Source organism: Rubritalea spongiae, assembly GCF_042652385.1.
GTDB lineage: Bacteria > Verrucomicrobiota > Verrucomicrobiia > Verrucomicrobiales > Akkermansiaceae > Rubritalea > Rubritalea spongiae.
On sequence record NZ_JBHSJM010000001.1, the window covers coordinates 876,646 to 893,031 of the forward strand.

Annotated in this window: 15 protein-coding genes and 1 pseudogene; 8 read left to right on the top strand and 8 right to left on the bottom strand. The window is 46.4% G+C overall.

The genetic code is table 11. From position 1 onward, the window contains the following. The 4 genes from ACFPK9_RS04150 (at position 1) to ACFPK9_RS04165 (ending at position 5,279) form a co-directional block, all read left to right on the top strand. Positions 1 to 1,308 carry a diacylglycerol/polyprenol kinase family protein gene (locus ACFPK9_RS04150; protein WP_377093436.1) on the top strand — a complete coding sequence of 436 codons (1,308 nt, stop codon included), beginning with the start codon at positions 1 to 3 and terminating at the stop codon, positions 1,306 to 1,308. Next, positions 1,305 to 2,246, top strand: a complete 942-nt coding sequence (locus tag ACFPK9_RS04155; RefSeq protein ID WP_377093438.1) for a hypothetical protein — start codon at positions 1,305 to 1,307, stop codon at positions 2,244 to 2,246. Before ACFPK9_RS04150 ends, ACFPK9_RS04155 begins: the two co-directional genes overlap by 4 nt. 8 nt (positions 2,247 to 2,254) lie before the next feature. After that, entirely contained in the window at positions 2,255 to 3,817 is a 1,563-nt protein-coding gene (locus ACFPK9_RS04160) for an AMP-binding protein (RefSeq protein WP_377093440.1), read from the top strand. A 73-nt stretch (positions 3,818 to 3,890) separates the two neighbouring features. After that, positions 3,891 to 5,279 carry an aldehyde dehydrogenase family protein gene (locus tag ACFPK9_RS04165; protein WP_377093441.1) on the top strand — a complete coding sequence of 463 codons (1,389 nt, stop codon included), beginning with the start codon at positions 3,891 to 3,893 and terminating at the stop codon, positions 5,277 to 5,279. 56 nt (positions 5,280 to 5,335) lie between these two features. On the opposite strand, the gene trpB is transcribed toward ACFPK9_RS04165, so the two are convergent. After that, complete coding sequence (trpB, locus tag ACFPK9_RS04170) at positions 5,336 to 6,529, bottom strand: tryptophan synthase subunit beta (protein ID WP_377093443.1); 1,194 nt, start codon at positions 6,527 to 6,529, stop codon at positions 5,336 to 5,338. A gap of 100 nt (positions 6,530 to 6,629) precedes the next feature. On the opposite strand from trpB, the gene ACFPK9_RS04175 reads away from it, so the two are divergent. Continuing rightward, on the top strand, positions 6,630 to 7,358 hold the full coding sequence (locus ACFPK9_RS04175; protein ID WP_377093445.1) for a L,D-transpeptidase family protein: 729 nt from the start codon (positions 6,630 to 6,632) through the stop codon (positions 7,356 to 7,358). A gap of 44 nt (positions 7,359 to 7,402) precedes the next feature. On the opposite strand, the pseudogene ACFPK9_RS04180 reads toward ACFPK9_RS04175, so the two are convergent. Together ACFPK9_RS04180 and ACFPK9_RS04185 are read right to left on the bottom strand one after the other, a co-directional pair. Then, positions 7,403 to 7,621 (bottom strand): annotated as a pseudogene (locus ACFPK9_RS04180) (transposase); the annotation flags it as partial. 1 nt (position 7,622) lies between these two features. Continuing rightward, entirely contained in the window at positions 7,623 to 9,713 is a 2,091-nt protein-coding gene (locus ACFPK9_RS04185) for a leucine-rich repeat domain-containing protein (RefSeq protein WP_377093446.1), read from the bottom strand. A 150-nt stretch (positions 9,714 to 9,863) separates the two neighbouring features. Here ACFPK9_RS04185 and ACFPK9_RS04190 point away from each other — a divergent pair, with 150 nt between their 5' ends. The 3 genes from ACFPK9_RS04190 to ACFPK9_RS04200 are packed head-to-tail and all read left to right on the top strand — an operon-like array spanning position 9,864 to position 11,783. After that, positions 9,864 to 10,394, top strand: coding sequence for an NUDIX hydrolase (locus ACFPK9_RS04190; RefSeq protein ID WP_377093448.1), 531 nt, complete (start codon positions 9,864 to 9,866; stop codon positions 10,392 to 10,394). A gap of 41 nt (positions 10,395 to 10,435) precedes the next feature. Further along, positions 10,436 to 11,239, top strand: coding sequence for a tRNA threonylcarbamoyladenosine dehydratase (locus ACFPK9_RS04195; protein WP_377093450.1), 804 nt, complete (start codon positions 10,436 to 10,438; stop codon positions 11,237 to 11,239). A gap of 13 nt (positions 11,240 to 11,252) precedes the next feature. Beyond that, positions 11,253 to 11,783, top strand: coding sequence for a hypothetical protein (locus ACFPK9_RS04200; protein WP_377093451.1), 531 nt, complete (start codon positions 11,253 to 11,255; stop codon positions 11,781 to 11,783). 89 nt (positions 11,784 to 11,872) lie between these two features. Here the strand turns inward: ACFPK9_RS04200 and ACFPK9_RS04205 are convergent, their stop codons facing one another. From ACFPK9_RS04205 to ACFPK9_RS04225, 5 genes are all read right to left on the bottom strand, one after another. After that, positions 11,873 to 12,367, bottom strand: coding sequence for a YlbF/YmcA family competence regulator (locus ACFPK9_RS04205; protein ID WP_377093452.1), 495 nt, complete (start codon positions 12,365 to 12,367; stop codon positions 11,873 to 11,875). Between the two features lie 165 nt (positions 12,368 to 12,532). After that, positions 12,533 to 13,393 (bottom strand): alpha/beta hydrolase, encoded by an 861-nt coding sequence (locus ACFPK9_RS04210; RefSeq protein ID WP_377093454.1) that lies wholly within the window; start codon positions 13,391 to 13,393, stop codon positions 12,533 to 12,535. Between the two features lie 105 nt (positions 13,394 to 13,498). Then, on the bottom strand, positions 13,499 to 14,290 hold the full coding sequence (locus tag ACFPK9_RS04215) for a hypothetical protein (protein WP_377093455.1): 792 nt from the start codon (positions 14,288 to 14,290) through the stop codon (positions 13,499 to 13,501). Positions 14,291 to 14,377: 87 nt separating this feature from the next. Next, positions 14,378 to 15,166 carry a thiazole synthase gene (locus ACFPK9_RS04220; RefSeq protein WP_377093456.1) on the bottom strand — a complete coding sequence of 263 codons (789 nt, stop codon included), beginning with the start codon at positions 15,164 to 15,166 and terminating at the stop codon, positions 14,378 to 14,380. 65 nt (positions 15,167 to 15,231) lie between these two features. Then, positions 15,232 to 16,077, bottom strand: a complete 846-nt coding sequence (locus ACFPK9_RS04225) for an SMP-30/gluconolactonase/LRE family protein (RefSeq protein ID WP_377093458.1) — start codon at positions 16,075 to 16,077, stop codon at positions 15,232 to 15,234. Between the last annotated feature and the right edge of the window lie 309 nt (positions 16,078 to 16,386).

Here is a 16,386-nt window from a genome sequence, read left to right on the forward strand (position 1 = left end):
ATGTTAGACCTACTCTACATTTTTCTAGTGATCGCAGCTCTCGCAACGGTTATGTTGATCGCTAGTGTTGCTGTGTCCAAAAGAAAAGTGAGCGCTGAGGTTGGGAGAAAATCAGTTCACGCAGGTATGGGACTGCTCTGCATGCTCTTCCCCTTATTATTTGATGAGACGACACCAGTAGTTATCTTGGCTATACTCGCTGTCATCTCACTTGTTTACATTAAATTTTCTAAACTCAAAAACACACTCGGAACCTCGATTTTTTCAGTTGATAGGCTTTCCCTAGGAGAGCTTATTTTCCCTTTAGCTGTAGCCTGGATCTTTACTCTAGCTAATGGAAAATGGACTCTCTACGTTATTTCCCTATTGTTACTTACATTAGCTGACACCGTTGGAGCTATAGCTGGTTCAAAATTCGGCAAAAAGCATTACACGACCATTGCAGGTAACAAAACGGTCGAAGGTTCCATCGCTTTTTTTCTGACCTCAGTACTCTGTATTTCTATACCTCTACTCCTTTTTGAGCATCTACCGTTCACTTCAGTTATTGTCTTAGCTTGTGCGGTGGGTCTCTTTACTACAGCTGTGGAAGGAGCATCTGGTAATGGAATTGATAACCTTCTCATTCCCGTTGGCTCATTTCTGCTCCTCGATTCCTATCAGAACCTTGCAGGAGAAATGCTGGTCTTCAGAATTATTCTCCTACTCGCGATCCTTACTGTGCTTCTATACACGAAGAAGCTACATACATTCGATGGTGGTGCAATTCTGACTGTATTACTTTATGCTTTTGCAGCTACCACACTTGGAGGAATTCCATGCCTTCTGGCCTGCCTCCTAGTCTTAACCCACCATATTTTGTTACAGTATAAAATGTGCAGCACCTTAGTTGCCACTCATTCTCTAAGTATCATCATAGCAATCGCTATTCCCACCTTGCTCTGGCTCACACTAGGAATTCGAAACATCTATGACCCGTCCTCGGCTCAACTCGGCTTCATCCTAAGCTTGTCGATTGCCATCTCAATGTTACATGCTGGCACTCAAAAATTTCTCAACGCGCCCACAGCGTCCCTCCTCAAAGGAGGTCTACTTAGTCTATTAGTGATGTTACCTATCCTGTTAGTCTACCCAATAGAAAAACTACCCTCACAGCCTATTGCTGTTTCTCTGATGCTCACTCCACTTTTCAGTAGGCTCTATTACTCGTGGAAAGCGAGTAACAACGACCAAGACCCTCTTTATTGGCTTAAATTCTGTCTATTACTCCTAACAGCCAGCACACCTCTTTTCTTTATTCTCTCATGAACATTCTGAATCCAAACTCTAATAATCTCTCAAAGGAATCTCAACAGGCATTTCTACAAGGAGCTTCCTATGTCATAGAATCAGGACTAAACAGTGCTGCTCTTTGGCTTAAAAACATCCCTGCTATCGAAGGAGAAACAGTAGCTACTCTAGGTAACTGCTATTTAGACAAAAGTTCGAATCCGACATCCTTCCTCACTGACTGTATTGATTGGCTGCATAAGAACCACCAAATCACGATGTTGATTGGACCAATGAATGGGAACACATGGTTAAAACATAGACTCATCATCGAGACTGATGAGAGCCCCCCCTTTCTGATGGAACCAATGGAGCCTCAGTTTTATTACAATGCTTTTGAACAATCCGGATTTAAAACCATCGCCAGCTATTGCTCACACCGCGTTGATCTAACAAAACCACAAGCAGACCATAGCCCTCTCCTCAAGAGAATCCAAAAGAAAGGGATCTCCATTCGCCCGCTGAATATGGACAGTTTCGAATCAGACCTCAAAAGCATCTTCAAATTGAGTCTCGAAAGCTTCCAACAAAACTTCCTCTACACACCAATCAAAGAAGAAGTTTTTCTTTCGAAGTATCTAGAATCTAAGAAGCTCGTTGACCCAGCGCTGGTACTCTTAGCCGAGCGAGATAATGAACTAGTAGCCTACCTTTTTTGCATACCTGATCATGCGGCACGCCAATATGGAAAACAACCTGCCATCATTTTGAAAACTCTAGCAAGTAAGCCCGACAAAGCATTAGCTGGTATTGGCCATTTATTGGTAAGCCAAGCACATTCCATAGCTAAAAATAAGGGTTACACAGAAGCCATTCATGCTCTTCAACATGAAGACAATGAAGCGACACGCATCAGTGAACGCTTCCAAGCTACTAAATTTAGGCGTTATGCCCTGATGTCAAAAACCTTGAAATAACAAGCTTAATGAATTTGGTAGAAAAACTGAGAGAAAGAGCTGAACTTCATCCATCACGTACAGCCCTCATAGACAGTCAAACTAACATTAGCTATGATACTCTCTATCAGAAAGTCTGCTCTGGATCTCAGATTCTACAATCTAATGGGCTAAAACAAGGTGACCGTGTCCTTATTCTTATCCCTGTAAGCATAGACCTTTACATCGCATTTTTGTCCATTCTCCACGCAGGCTTGACGGTCATTCTCCTAGACCCTTCCGCTGACAAAAATTCGATCAAACTCAATCTAGAAAACACGCCAGCTCATGCATGTATTGGAATTGCAAAGGCCCAATTACTACGCATTACACATGCTCCAATCAGATCAATCCCTTTACATTTTTGTAATAACCGTCTTCTCCCTTTCACTAAGGTTTGGCACCCTAGACCTAACAAGAAGTTTTTACCAAAGCTGGTCGAACAAAACCATCCCGCACTCATCACCTTCACTAGTGGAAGTACGGGAAGGCCGAAGGTAGCATGCAGATCTCATGGATTCCTTTTAGCCCAACATACCGAGCTAGCCGAATCATTGAATTTGAGAGAATCTGAAACTGACCTCATCACACTCCCGGTATTTGCCATTGCAAACCTCGCATCAGGACTCACCTCGGTTATAGCTAACACAAACCTAGCCAAACCCGGGTCCGTCGACGCCGATGCCATTAATCAACAAGTACGAAAACACTCAATCACGCGCTGCTCAGCCTCACCTGCATTTTTTCAATCCTTGCTCAAACAACAGAAGCTACCAGCCTTCAAGCAGCTATACACTGGTGGTGCTCCTGTTTTTCCTCACTTCTTGGCAGAACTGCAAAGCGAGCTTCCAGAATCCACTATCACCATAGTCTATGGTTCAACAGAAGCAGAACCTATCAGCCACCAAGTGTGGTCAGAAACAAGTGCAGCACAACGACATACCATGCAGAATGGTCGAGGTTTATTAGTAGGAAAACCTTCAAGAGGAACTCGATTAAAAATCATCAAAGACTCCACTGGACATTCCATCCCGCCTCTTACCTACAAGAAGTTCGAAATGATGGAGTGCAAAGTGGGCGAGACCGGTGAACTCGTTGTCTCTGGAGAACATGTGCTCAAAAGCTATCTCAATAATGAATTAAACTCGGAAACAAAGTTTTCTGTAGATGGTGAAATTTGGCACAGAACTGGTGATGCAGCCTGTATTCAAAATGATCAAACCATCTGGCTTCAAGGGCGATGCAAAGCAGCGTTTCAGTCGCAAGGAAGTACAATCTATCCTTTCGGCATCGAATGTTCCGCCATGTTTGATCCACGTATTGAACGCTGTGCCCTAGTGAAAAAGAACGGTAAGATCACACTCACCTATCAAGGGCAGCTAAATGAAAATCACCAAAAATCCTTACTTTCTACCTTATCACTATTTGGCGTAGAACAGCTCCTTCAGCTAAATAAAATCCCCGTAGATAAGCGACATAATGCAAAAATCGATTATCCAGCTCTAGAAAGCGTCATTGCAGATATCCCTGACAAGGATCTCACACATTTATGATGGGACGTATCAGCTACTGATGCTAATCTCACTAACATCTAAATTACGTTCGCATACACACCCACATTCGATCATGTCCACCCTCAAAGTCTACTCCGCCTACCAACAAGAACGCATGGCTGAGCTTCCTCTCCAGAATGAAGCAGAGCTGGAATCTGCTCTCAGTACTGCACGTCAGCTCGCTGATGACCGAAGTAAATGGTTACCCGCGTGGGAACGTCATGCCATTCTAACAAAGGCTGCAGATTTAGTTGAAGAACACCGCAACTCACTTGCCCAAAAAGCTGCGAAAGAAGGCGGCAAACCGCTCACCGATTCACTTGTCGAAGTCAACCGCGCAATCGAAGGCATAAAGCTCTCCGCAGAAGCTATCAAAACTCTCACCAGCGCCCCCGTTCCAATGGGACACACCCCAGCATCCGACCACCGTATCGCCCACAGTTCGCGCGAGCCCATCGGTGTCGTATTTGCGATTTCAGCTTTCAACCATCCTCTCAACCTCGTTGTCCACCAAGTCGCCACAGCCATTGCCGCTGGCTGCCCAGTGATCGTCAAACCTGCCAGCTCGACACCTCTCTCTTGCTTGGCATTCAGAGATATTCTCATCGACGCAGGCCTCCCTTCAGAATGGTGCCACGTCGCCATCTGCAAAGCTGCAGTCGCAGAAAAATTCGCTACCGATCCACGCGTCAATTTCCTCACCTTTATTGGCTCTGCCAATGTTGGTTGGGCGCTCCGCAGCAAGCTTGCTGCCGGCACCCGCTGCGCACTCGAACACGGAGGGGTCGCCCCAGCCATTATAGAAGCCGATGCCAACCTCGACAAAGTCATCCCCGCGCTAACAAAGGGCGGCTTCTACCACGCAGGCCAAGTCTGCGTCTCAGTCCAGCGTGTCTACGTCCAACAAAGCATCCTCTATAAAGTCGCTGAGCTCTTGAAAGAAGCTGCAAAAAAACTCTCCGTTGGTGACCCGCTCCACAAAGACACCGATGTCGGACCGCTGATCTCTTCAACAGAAGTTGGCCGCATTCACGAATGGATCGAAGAGGCTGTCGAACAAGGCGCCAGCCTTCTCTGTGGTGGAAAAATCCTGAGCGAAACCACCTACGCACCAACCATCCTACTTTCACCTAATAAAAAGAGCAAAGTCAGTACCGAAGAAATCTTCGGTCCCGTGCTCTGCCTCTACGGCTATGAAACTCTCAAAGAGGCAATCGCCGAATCAAACTCCCTAGAGTTCGCATTCCAGTCGTCCATCTTCACCCAAGACATAGATCAGGCAATGCAAGCCGCCACGCAGCTCGACTCCACAGCAGTAATGATCAACGACCACACCGCATTCCGTGTCGATTGGATGCCTTTTGGTGGCCGAAAAAACTCAGGCCTCGGTCTCGGTGGAATCCAACAAACCATCCACGACATGACAGAAGAAAAAATGATCGTCATCAATTACGCCCAATAAAAAATCCACTGTGGTTGCGAAACTACAGTGGATTGAAAAGTTTAAATCAGCTTAGCTTAGTCTTTAAGCAAAAACTTCGCCGCTTGTTCGACATCTTTATCACCACGCCCAGAAAGGTTCGCTATGATGATTTTGTCTTTGCCCATCGTCGGCGCAATCTTGCTCACGTAAGCCATCGCATGTGAACTCTCAAGCGCTGGAATGATACCTTCTGCTGACGCTAGTTCCTTAAATGCTGCGAGAGCTTCATCATCTGTGGCATAAGTATAATCGGCACGACCAATATCCTTGAGGTAAGCGTGTTCTGGGCCAATAGCTGCGTAGTCGAGACCTGCACTCACCGAGTGTGTCAGCTCAATTTGCCCATCTTCATCCGCCAGTAACCATGTCTTGGTTCCCTGAAGAACTCCGAGCTTACCACCTTGGAATCGAGCTGCGTGACGTTCCTTGATGATTCCATCACCACCAGCTTCCACACCCATCAGCTCGACCTTTTCATCGTCAATAAATGGATGGAAAAGACCAATCGCATTGGAGCCGCCACCTACACAGGCAATGCAAAGATCAGGAAGACGTCCTTCTTGTTCGAGAATCTGCTCACGCGCCTCGAGTCCGATCACTCGGTGGAAATCACGCACCATCATTGGAAAAGGATGGGAACCAAGAGCCGAGCCTAAAATGTAATGCGTGTGGTCAACGGTCGCTACCCAGTCACGCATCGCCTCGTTGACTGCATCCTTGAGAGTTGCTTGACCGTTCGTAACGGAACGCACCTCAGCACCTAACAAACGCATCCGAGCAACATTGAGCGCCTGGCGCTCCATATCGACAGCGCCCATGTAGACGATACATTCCATACCGAATCGCGCACAGACAGTGGCTGTTGCCACACCATGCTGACCAGCTCCAGTCTCAGCGATGATACGCTTTTTTCCGATGCGTTTCGCCAATAAAATTTGGCCAATCGCATTATTGATTTTGTGCGCACCGGTATGCAGTAAGTCTTCGCGTTTGAGATACACTTTTGCTCCACCAAGAAGCTCGGTCCAGCGCTCTGCGTAGTACAAGGGAGTAGGACGCCCACAGTACTGGCGTAAAAGATAATCAAGTTCTTCCTGGAATGACGGATCAGCCTTCGCCTTCTCGTATTCCGCAGCAAGGTCTTGCAGTGGTGCCATCAGTGTCTCAGGAACAAACATTCCCCCGTAGGTACCGAAGTGGCCACTGGCATCTGGTAATTGCGCGCTCATTGCTTGCTACCTACGCCAGTTACCTCAATTATTCAACTCTCAACACACAAGTTTCAGCACACTTCTTGACGCCATAATACTCACAGAGCAAGGTAACACAATGAAAGCTCTCCTCTATCTATTACTTAGTGCCGTCACACTCTACGGATGGGAAATCCCCAAGAGCTGTAATCAGCTCATCGTAGGTACTGCCAAGTCATGGGACTCTTCCTACGTCAGCGTCACACTCTACGAACGCACGCGCGATGGCTGGAAAGCTGCTACTCAGCCAGTGACTGGTCGACTTGGCCGCAATGGTCTTGCATGGGGGCGTGGGCTCCATCCATTCACTAGCTCTCCGCACCTCAAAAAAGAAGGAGACGGACGCGCTCCCGCAGGCGTTTTCCAGATCGGCGGAGCCTATGGCGTACACAAAAGTATCAAAAAACACCGCAGTCTTCCCTATCACCAAGTCACCACACGCGACCTGTGGGTCGAGGATTCCAGCTCACCAATGTACAATCGTCATCTGCGCCTCGACCACGAACCTTCTAGTGAATGGGAAAAGAAAGCACAAATGCGTCAAAACGACTACCCGCACACTCTCAAACTCTACATCGGTCACAACACTGCCTATCAAAGCCGCCCGGCCAAACCTGGCGCAGGCTCTGCCATTTTCTTCCACATCTGGCGCAATGGCGGCAAGTCAGCAACAGCCGGCTGTACCACTTTGCCTGAACCTCAACTACGCGAACTCATCAGCAAAATCGACCCGAGCAAGAACCCACTCTACCTCCTTCTTCCTCAAGCCGAATACATGAAATTTAGAGCCGAGTGGAAGTTACCCTAACTCCCACTCCTAACACCTCAACTGCACGCTCATAGAGCACTAAAGCGAGTGAACCATTCTTCTATTTTCTCGTATATTTTCTCATTGGATCGGCTAATACTTGAAGGACTCACTCTCTCGCCCCAAAGGGCTTCAGTGATGTCCTCGACTCGACACACACTTACGCCTGCTAAATACATTTCTACAAGGCTTTCCTCGACGCTGCTTTCGCGACGACGATAACGTTCGATGATTTGAGTTTCAAAACTAGCACCAGATAACTTCCTATTCCCCAGCAACGACTAAACGCATAAATGACGCTGCCCCCTTGATATCTACAGTAGCCTCGCAGAAACCTTCATTATTAGGGAGTGAAGTCGTCACCCCAGCTGTGTCCCAATTTAATAGATCTGCACTAGTTTCAACTTGATACACAACACCTTCACGGCCAGCATAATACGTGAGATAAAGCTTCTCATTAACAATACGAGCACTCGGTAATGCTTTTTCTAATCTCTTATTAGGGTTTAAATTCAAAGCGTATGCCATAAAAAGGCTCACACCATCTCCATTATAGTCAATTCCTAGGTCAGTATTATATGGGATGTTAGAAGATAATAGCCACTTAGCATGCGGATACAATTCAGTATCGATGAACTCAGTCACCCTACTATTCCATGTCGAAGTAGTGAACCCAGACGCCGTATCCAAATACCTTATCATATGTAAAGGTGAAGTATTATCAAATACCGTGGCATGGAAAACACTAGGAGCATCTCCCAAAAAAGTAGTTAAAACTAAACTAACACAATCTTCAAAAGCCCCACTGTCAACCTTCACAACTCCATCTGGAATAATCACTTCACGTAAACTAGAGCACCCAGTAAAGACATTTCGTTGAATATATCTTAACTGAGTGGGTAGAATAACTTCTATAAGATTACTACAATCCATAAACAACCGTTGGTTTAGTTCTGTCAAAGCATCCGGAAGCTTTACACGTGTCAGGTTCACACAACCTCTGAATGCCTCACTAGATATGGAGCTAATAGTAGATGGAAGGTGTACTTCAGTTATACCTGTATTGAAAAAACACTTACTACCAATATTTTCTAACGAAGACGGAAAAACTATCTCAACTAAAGAGCTGCACCCTGAAAAAACCGATCCCCCTAAACTCCTAAGTGAATCAGGCAATACAATTGAACTGAGAGTTGAACATCCTCTGAATGCACTAAACGGTAATTCCTCTATCCCCTCTGGCACAACTATGCTCACTAAACTTTTACATGACTGAAAGGCACTCCAACCAATATACTCTATACTATCAGGCAGGTAGCATTCGACCATATTTTCACATAGTGAAAAGGTATACGCTTCAATTCTGGAGAGACTTTCTGGAAGAGTAATTACTTCAATTTTTTTACACCCCATAAAAGCGTATGAGCCTATGGAAGCGAGTGAGTCTGGGAAATTCACCTCTTTCAAACTTGAGCAGCTGCTAAATGCAAACGAACCAATACTCTCTACTTCATTAGAAAGCAATACATCAGTAAGATCGTAGCAACTACGAAATGCATCATCTCCTATAGTTATTAGTTTTTCAGGAAAGGTCACATCAGACAAATAAATACAAAATGCAAAAGCATGATCACCTATTGATACTACACCATCAGGAATAACAATTTTCGTAAACCTACAATTATGAAACGCATATGATGCAATTTCTTTGATACTCTGTGGTAAAATAACCTCAGTAAGAAGGTTACTCCTTTCAAAAGCCGAGCTGTTAATCAATTCGACACCTTCAATTATAGAATACGATCCAACCCGGCCGTTAGGGTACTGCAATAACACTGTTCTATTCATGTCATACAATACTCCATCGACACTAATGAAATATGCATTCAGATCATTTACATATATATTCAGCAAAGAACTGCACCCTCGAAACACACCAACTCCAATGGAAGATACAGACATAGGTAATGTAACACTGCTTATACTTGAGCAATGTTCAAAGGCGTAATCATCTATTCTTTCTATGGTAGAAGGAAGCAATATTTGGTTAACTGAAACACATGTTCTAAAAGCACCATTTTTAATCCATTGAACGCCTTCAGAAAGAGTTATTTTAGTTACCCCAGTACAATTCTCGAACGCATTATCACCAATAATAGTAACAGATTTCCCCTCAATAGTACTGGGCACAACAATTTCACCCTCAACATCTCGATTGAATCCAGTTATCGTAACCATTTCATTTTCAATCGAATATGAAAAACCACCAAATTCCGCACTAACCGCTAATATTGGGTAAATAAAAACAGCGCAAAACACCATCCGAAAGAACATACTAAAACCTAAAACTGTCATAAAAATACAATTTGAAATCATCAGTTTAAGAGCTCTGAAACAAGTATTTTTTATCCACAAATTCTATCTTAACCGTTCCTACATTGTACAAAATATCGTAATAACCCAAAAAGGGTTTACCCCCCCATGATTCATCGATTGAATAAAGCCATGAGTGAGATCGAAGTTCTCTACGAAGGAACCTACTTAGGACTCTATAAAAATGGCCATTGGGAATATGCGCTACGTCCGAATGCATCTGCCTGTGTGACGATTCTCCCAATCACCGATACAGGAGAAGTGGTGCTGGTCGAACAATTTCGGATTCCTACTCAGAGCCGAGTAATTGAAATACCGGCTGGGTTGGTTGGTGACGAACCAGAATACACTGGTGAAACACTCGCTGAATGTGCCGCACGTGAACTGCTCGAAGAAACAGGTTATTGTGCAGGCAAGATCACGGAACTCATCGCTAGCCCTACATCCGCGGGAATGACTCCAGAAATCACCCATATGTTTGCCGCCACTGATCTGAACAAGGTACACGCAGGTGGAGGTGTAGAGGGTGAGAATATCACGGTGCATGTTGTGCCCAGCTCAGAACTAGATCATTTTCTCGCTCAAAAACACAGTGAAGGCTACGACATCGACTTCAAGATCCACGCTAGTCTCTACAAGGCGCAAGAACTCGGCTTGCTTTAAACGCATTCATTTCATTTGGTCAGCACCGTCTAGCACGCACCATGAATCTCTCAGAAAATACTATCGCCCGCTTTGGTGGCATCGCACGCCTCTACGGAGTGGATGCCCTCGAAAAGTTTACCAACGCTCACGTCGCCGTCGTCGGTATTGGTGGTGTTGGCTCTTGGACAGTCGAGGCACTTGCCCGCTCTGGTGTAGGTCAAATCACCCTGCTTGATCTCGATGAAATTTGCGTGACCAACATTAATCGCCAACTCCACGCCATGGACGGCAATATTGGCCAACAGAAAACCGATGCCATGGAAGCGCGCATCAAGGCGATCAACCCCGATTGTGAAATCAACAACACCCATGGCTTCTATAGCGAGCGCTCGGCTGATGTATTTTTTGACAATGATTTTAACGTCGTAGTCGATGCCATCGATCGCGTAAAAGAAAAAACCCACCTGCTCGCCGAGTGTAACAAGCGCCAACTTCCCGTCATTTGCTGTGGCGGAGCTGGTGGTTTACGCGATCCATCGAAAATTCAAATCGACGATCTAACACGCGTCACTAACGATGCCCTACTCGCCCAAGTGCGCACCAAACTCCGTAGCCAATACGGTTTTCCGAAAGGCGATTCAAAGAAAAAGAACAAGCCTAAAAAGTTTGGCATAGAAGCCATTTTTTCTACGGAACAAGCAATGTATCCTCAATGCGATGGTTCAGTCTCTACTGAAAAACCAAAAGACGCCGACGGCCGCGACATGCGACTCAACTGCGCCAGCGGCTACGGCTCCATCACCCACATGACAGCTACAGTTGGGCTCTTCGCCGCCGAGCGCGCTCTCGCGAAGCTTATTTAACTTTTTCCATTTAATGAACGCCTTCGAAACATTCTCAATCGATCCTAGTCTAACAATCGATCCCGATCAGCTGAAACTGCTCTATCAGAATCTAGCAGCTGAGAAACACCCCGACAGCGGTGGCGATAAAGCTACATTTGAAAAGATCAATCAAGATTACGCCACTCTCCAGTCTCCCGCCAAACGGCTCAAAGCATTCATGGAAATCAAAGGAATTAAGTTCGACTCTCGCGGAGCGGTGAGTAACGACCTCATGGACCTTTTCATGCAAGTAGGCAGTCTAGTTCAAGAAGCTGACCTCTTCATTCGTAAGAAATCTGCTGCCGCTAGCGCCCTCGCCAAGGCCCTACTCGAAAGCGAATCGATGGAGCTGCAAGATAAGCTCAGTGACTTGATTGCACAAATCGAGCAAAAACAAGCAACCATCACCACCAGTTTCGCTACACAGATTCCAAGCGAACAATTATCGCAAACCGCACGCAACCTTGCCTTTCTCGAAAAATGGCAAGCCCAGCTGCAACAACGCTACGGCGCTCTCTTTTAAAAAGGTTGAAAACAAAAAGGCTCCCGACACATTGACAGTATCGGAAGCCTTAAAGATTCTAGTACTCTCGCATCGCTGCGAGAGGTATTTTAGCAGCCGCAGCCACCGCCGCCGCCACCACCGCAGCAGCCGCCACCGTCGTTACCTGCAGCTGCAAAGTCTTCTTTAGTTGGCACGCGACCAAGCTCAAGAGTCATCCCGACATACTGGCCGATAGCCTTCTGAACCATCTGAAGCTCGTTCTGAGCGTCCATGAAGTTTGTCACAGTGCTGTTCTGCAGAAGCTGCTCGCGCGCTTGTTCAAATTCAGTAATTTCAGCATCGCTGAGCTCTACACCAGAGCGTTGCTTATTGTTAAGTGCATCGCCCATTTCATGTACATTTTGGTACTGGAGGCGTGCTTCATCATTAGAAAGAAAAGACTCCACGCTATTGTGAAGTGATTTGAATTCCTCTTGGGACACAATTGTCTCACAGAGGGACTTCGTAGTTGCCATGAGGGCGGAATCGTCTGCAATTAAGCTCATGCGCATCGATAAACCCGCATCACTCACTTGGCAATAGCGGGTTTTAGGAAATTTCAAACTCAGTATTTTTAACGCTGTATTTCTCAGACTAAGAGTCATGAGCGAGATCTGACTTCTCACCTTAACTTGATATATAACAGATACTTAGTCAGCTACATCAAGAGCTCACTATTCGACGCATATAGAGTATCGCAGCAGTAAGTATTCACTCTTCATTTAGTGTCATTTTTTCAATACAGTCACATTCAGCCATTCTTCACACAACTTCGGCCAAGTTTCCGCGGCATGATTCCCCGACCTCATTCCAAATCCATGCCCTCCATGCGCTAACACGTGTAATTCAAACGGCACTTTCTGCAATTGTAAAGCAGAGCTCATCACCAGGCAGCTATTGGCGAATCTGTCATCCGCAGCCACAAACAGAAACATTGGAGCTGTCTCATCGCTGAGCCTGAGCTCAGGGCTCAGGCTACGATCAGGCCCTTGATCGAGATATGCCGGATAAATTAAGGCCGTGAAGTCAGGTCTAGCGGAGAGCTTATCCAAAGCATCAACTGCGGCATAACTATCTTCCAAGTATCGCGTACTCGCTCGTGCACTCAAACTTCCCCCAGCAGAAAACCCCAAAATCCCGACCTTGTTAGGATCAATGCCGCGCTCTTCGCTGATTCCTCTGACATATCTGATTGCACGTTGCGCGTCCTGCAGAGCTCCAGCTCTATTCTGAGGCACACGATACTGCAGAACAAAAGCGGTGTAGCCTAACCCGCTCAACCATTCTGCGACTTCATAGCCCTCCAGATCTATGGCTAAAATGTTATAACCCCCGCCCGGACAGATAATCACCGCCGCCCCGTTCTTCAGCGCTGAGGCGGGTTCGTACACGACGAGGACGGGCTTTGTCACTTTCGCAATACGCGTGACGTTCCCTCGCGTATCCTCAGAAAAAACAACGGGAGCCTTAGATTCACTTTGTCCTGGAACCTCGCTTGGCCACAAATCTATTACCTCATGCTCCTGAGCTCTCCCCATTGAATAAATAACGAGGCTCAACAGAATAGAAACTAGCAACTCGGCTCTCATAGAATCGTGTTCAGTTCATGGCTTCTGGCATGGATATCAACGTGATTAAGCATCTTCTTCTCAGAATACGCTATAATACAAATGATGTTACAAAGTTTCTTAAGGCTACTCTACCTTGAACTTGAACTGAGGAATACCAGTCATTGTGACCCCGCTTGACTTGAGCACAGATTCATCTTCAGCATCCAGTTCAGCACACACGAATGGATGTAAAATTGGATCCTCGTGAGAGTCTTTTTTATACTCGTAGTCCTTTAACTGTACCAGCAACTTGCCAGACATTCCTCCGCCTGGAACTTCTGCCGCTACCAAAGTAACTTCATCTCCTTTTTCCAGTTCAAGATATTCGCCGTACCCCACATAGCTCACACCGTCTTTTTTACGACGGTTACTCACTTCGTCTGGCTTGTAGCGCAGTTCATCCTCATGGCGTGAAACATAAAATACCAATTTGCCATTCACTAAGACGCACATGGCATCGTCGAAAACTCCAGCAAATCGAAATTCTTCCTTAGGTGCTTCCTCAATGACACCCTTGTACACCATAATGATTTGATTCGGCTTAATGTAGGGTGAACCAAATTCAGCGGGAGCCTCTTCAGCCTTTGTGTGCGGTACGATAAAATACTTTAAGCTGTTGGCCTCATCAGCCGATGCATATTTGCTCAAAGCCTTATCAGAAAACTTCTTTCGAATCAGGCTACCAAAGGCATCGTAAAACCCCGTTAGACTACTACCACTCTCCACTACATCCGTAGGTTCGCCCTTCTCATCTGCTTTCAGATCATAGAGATAGCCAACAAATCCAGTCTTGCTAGCAGTATCACCAAAAGAGGACGCGCTTGCCTGAAGAACGGAATAGAGTGCTAGTGCCGTGGGTAGAATAAACTTTTTCATAGCCTTACTTATCATCCTGTAATACAGAATGCAATCGCACAAAATCGCACACCTACTCCCTCCCATTAAGAGTACAACTAAACTAGGCTAAACACCTTCCAAGAATCCTGTAAGTGGTGATGTTGCAGAAGCTCCCTCAATCACCTCAGGAATTCCCATTTCATAGGCAGCACGGCCAGCTTCTACTGCAACCTTGAATGCTAAGCCCATACGCACAGGATCACTGGCGATTGCGATGGCCGTATTCACCAACACGGCATCTGCCCCTAGCTCCATCGCTTCAGCTGCATGCGATGGTGCACCGAGACCTGCATCGACCACCACCGGCACCGTTGCCTGCTCGACAATGATGCGAATCTGATCGCGCGTCACCACGCCCTTATTAGAACCTATCGGCGCTCCTAACGGCATCACCGCGGCGGTCCCCACTTCTTGTAATCGCTTAGCGAGAACTGGATCAGCATTGATGTAAGGCAAAACGGTGAATCCTTCTTTTACCAGTACCTCAGCCGCCTTCAGAGTCTCGATTGGATCGGGAAGTAAATAAGTCGGGTCTGGATGAATCTCGAGTTTCACCCATTTTGGCAAGCCCGCTGCCGCAGCTAGACGCGCCAAACGCACCGCTTCCTCAGCATCCATGGCCCCACTGGTATTTGGCAAAAGCAAATACTTCTCAGGATCAATGTATTCTAGAATGTTCGCGTATGGATCATTTCCACCAGAAAGATCCGCACGGCGCAACGCCACTGTCACGATCTGGCAGCCTGAAGCCTCTAACGCATCACGCATCGACTCATTCGACGGGAACTTTCCGGTTCCTGTCATGAGACGTGATTCAAAGCTGCGATCTGCAATAACTAATGACTGGTTCTTCATGGCGGCTGAAAACTAATTGGCAACCACGCGAGCCGCAATTGCCAATTGATAAATATTTTCAAAGGCTAGCCCTGGAAAGCGAAGGCTGGAACACCTTTTACCCCAAGTCCAGTCACGCGAAAAAGCATCCCAGCGTGTTCTTCTTTCTCCGTCTTATGTACTCCAGTAGTAATGTAAAGCTCATCGAGATTCTCGCCACCAAAAGCACAAGCAGTCGTTTCCAGACACGGAATTTCCACTCGACGAACTTCTTCACCAGTTTCTGGATTGAAACACGCAACACACGCTCCGTGACAGAAGGCCACCCAGAGATTCCCCTCTGCATCGATAGTCATCCCGTCTGGCGATGAATCAATGTGCCCCGTGTCAGCAGCACTCTGCATGTTAGAAATTTTACCATCAGCATAGTCGAAGCTGAGGATTTCGCGCCGCGGTGTATCGATGTAGTAAAGCTTGCTACCATCGAGCGACCACGCGAGCCCATTCGAGTTCGTTACTGGCCCAAATGCCTCAGTTAGCTCGCCATTTTTATCGAGCTTATAAAGACGCGCGTCACCTTCCTTTTTCACAAGAGAAATGGTACCTGCAAAAAAATGCCCATCGGGTGAACACTTCCCATCATTGAAGCGATTATTTTCTTTGTCCGGCTCTGGATCAGCGATGGCTGTCAACTCGCCTACTTCATTCATAAAATACAGACCATTGTCACCAGCGATCACATAACCGCCAGTCTCGCGTGGTACCACAGTTCCCACACGCTCACCTACCGGAAATTGCTTTTCCTCACCACTCTCAGGATCAAAGCTGATCACCTTGTGTTGCTCGATATCAACATAAATCAATTTACCCTGCCACCAGATCGGGCCCTCGCCCCATGTCGAACGGTACTTTCCAATTGGTTCAATCGTCATGCCGTTAGCAATAAGTCGGCTCACTAATTTTGTCCAGAGGGATCACTATCCCAACCTTTGCTATTGTTAGAAACGCTTATATGCCTAAACTCATGCCCGTCATGTTCTTCAGAAAGCCACGTTCCCCCAAGCCATCTCCTTGGATCAGAATTCGTCGATTTTCTGCTTATTTTACTATACTCGGTGCAAGCCTAGCAGGGCTTCGTTATTACACTATCGCCCCGCAGCCAGACATTCCCCATGCAGCTCGCGACAATGCCTTCTTCATGGAACAAATACACTCCATTCGCAACGCCGAGATGAACACTT

Excerpts from the sequence above, each read along its gene's own strand:
- ACFPK9_RS04150 (WP_377093436.1), top strand. The coding sequence starts at position 1 with ATGTTAGACCTACTCTACATTTTTCTAGTGATCGCAGCTCTCGCAACG.
- ACFPK9_RS04155 (WP_377093438.1), top strand. The coding sequence starts at position 1,305 with ATGAACATTCTGAATCCAAACTCTAATAATCTCTCAAAGGAATCTCAA.
- ACFPK9_RS04160 (WP_377093440.1), top strand. The coding sequence starts at position 2,255 with ATGAATTTGGTAGAAAAACTGAGAGAAAGAGCTGAACTTCATCCATCA.
- ACFPK9_RS04165 (WP_377093441.1), top strand. The coding sequence starts at position 3,891 with ATGTCCACCCTCAAAGTCTACTCCGCCTACCAACAAGAACGCATGGCT.
- trpB (WP_377093443.1), bottom strand. The coding sequence starts at position 6,529 with ATGAGCGCGCAATTACCAGATGCCAGTGGCCACTTCGGTACCTACGGG.
- ACFPK9_RS04175 (WP_377093445.1), top strand. The coding sequence starts at position 6,630 with ATGAAAGCTCTCCTCTATCTATTACTTAGTGCCGTCACACTCTACGGA.
- ACFPK9_RS04185 (WP_377093446.1), bottom strand. The coding sequence starts at position 9,713 with ATGACAGTTTTAGGTTTTAGTATGTTCTTTCGGATGGTGTTTTGCGCT.
- ACFPK9_RS04190 (WP_377093448.1), top strand. The coding sequence starts at position 9,864 with ATGAGTGAGATCGAAGTTCTCTACGAAGGAACCTACTTAGGACTCTAT.
- ACFPK9_RS04195 (WP_377093450.1), top strand. The coding sequence starts at position 10,436 with ATGAATCTCTCAGAAAATACTATCGCCCGCTTTGGTGGCATCGCACGC.
- ACFPK9_RS04200 (WP_377093451.1), top strand. The coding sequence starts at position 11,253 with ATGAACGCCTTCGAAACATTCTCAATCGATCCTAGTCTAACAATCGAT.
- ACFPK9_RS04210 (WP_377093454.1), bottom strand. The coding sequence starts at position 13,393 with ATGAGAGCCGAGTTGCTAGTTTCTATTCTGTTGAGCCTCGTTATTTAT.
- ACFPK9_RS04215 (WP_377093455.1), bottom strand. The coding sequence starts at position 14,290 with ATGAAAAAGTTTATTCTACCCACGGCACTAGCACTCTATTCCGTTCTT.
- ACFPK9_RS04220 (WP_377093456.1), bottom strand. The coding sequence starts at position 15,166 with ATGAAGAACCAGTCATTAGTTATTGCAGATCGCAGCTTTGAATCACGT.
- ACFPK9_RS04225 (WP_377093458.1), bottom strand. The coding sequence starts at position 16,077 with ATGACGATTGAACCAATTGGAAAGTACCGTTCGACATGGGGCGAGGGC.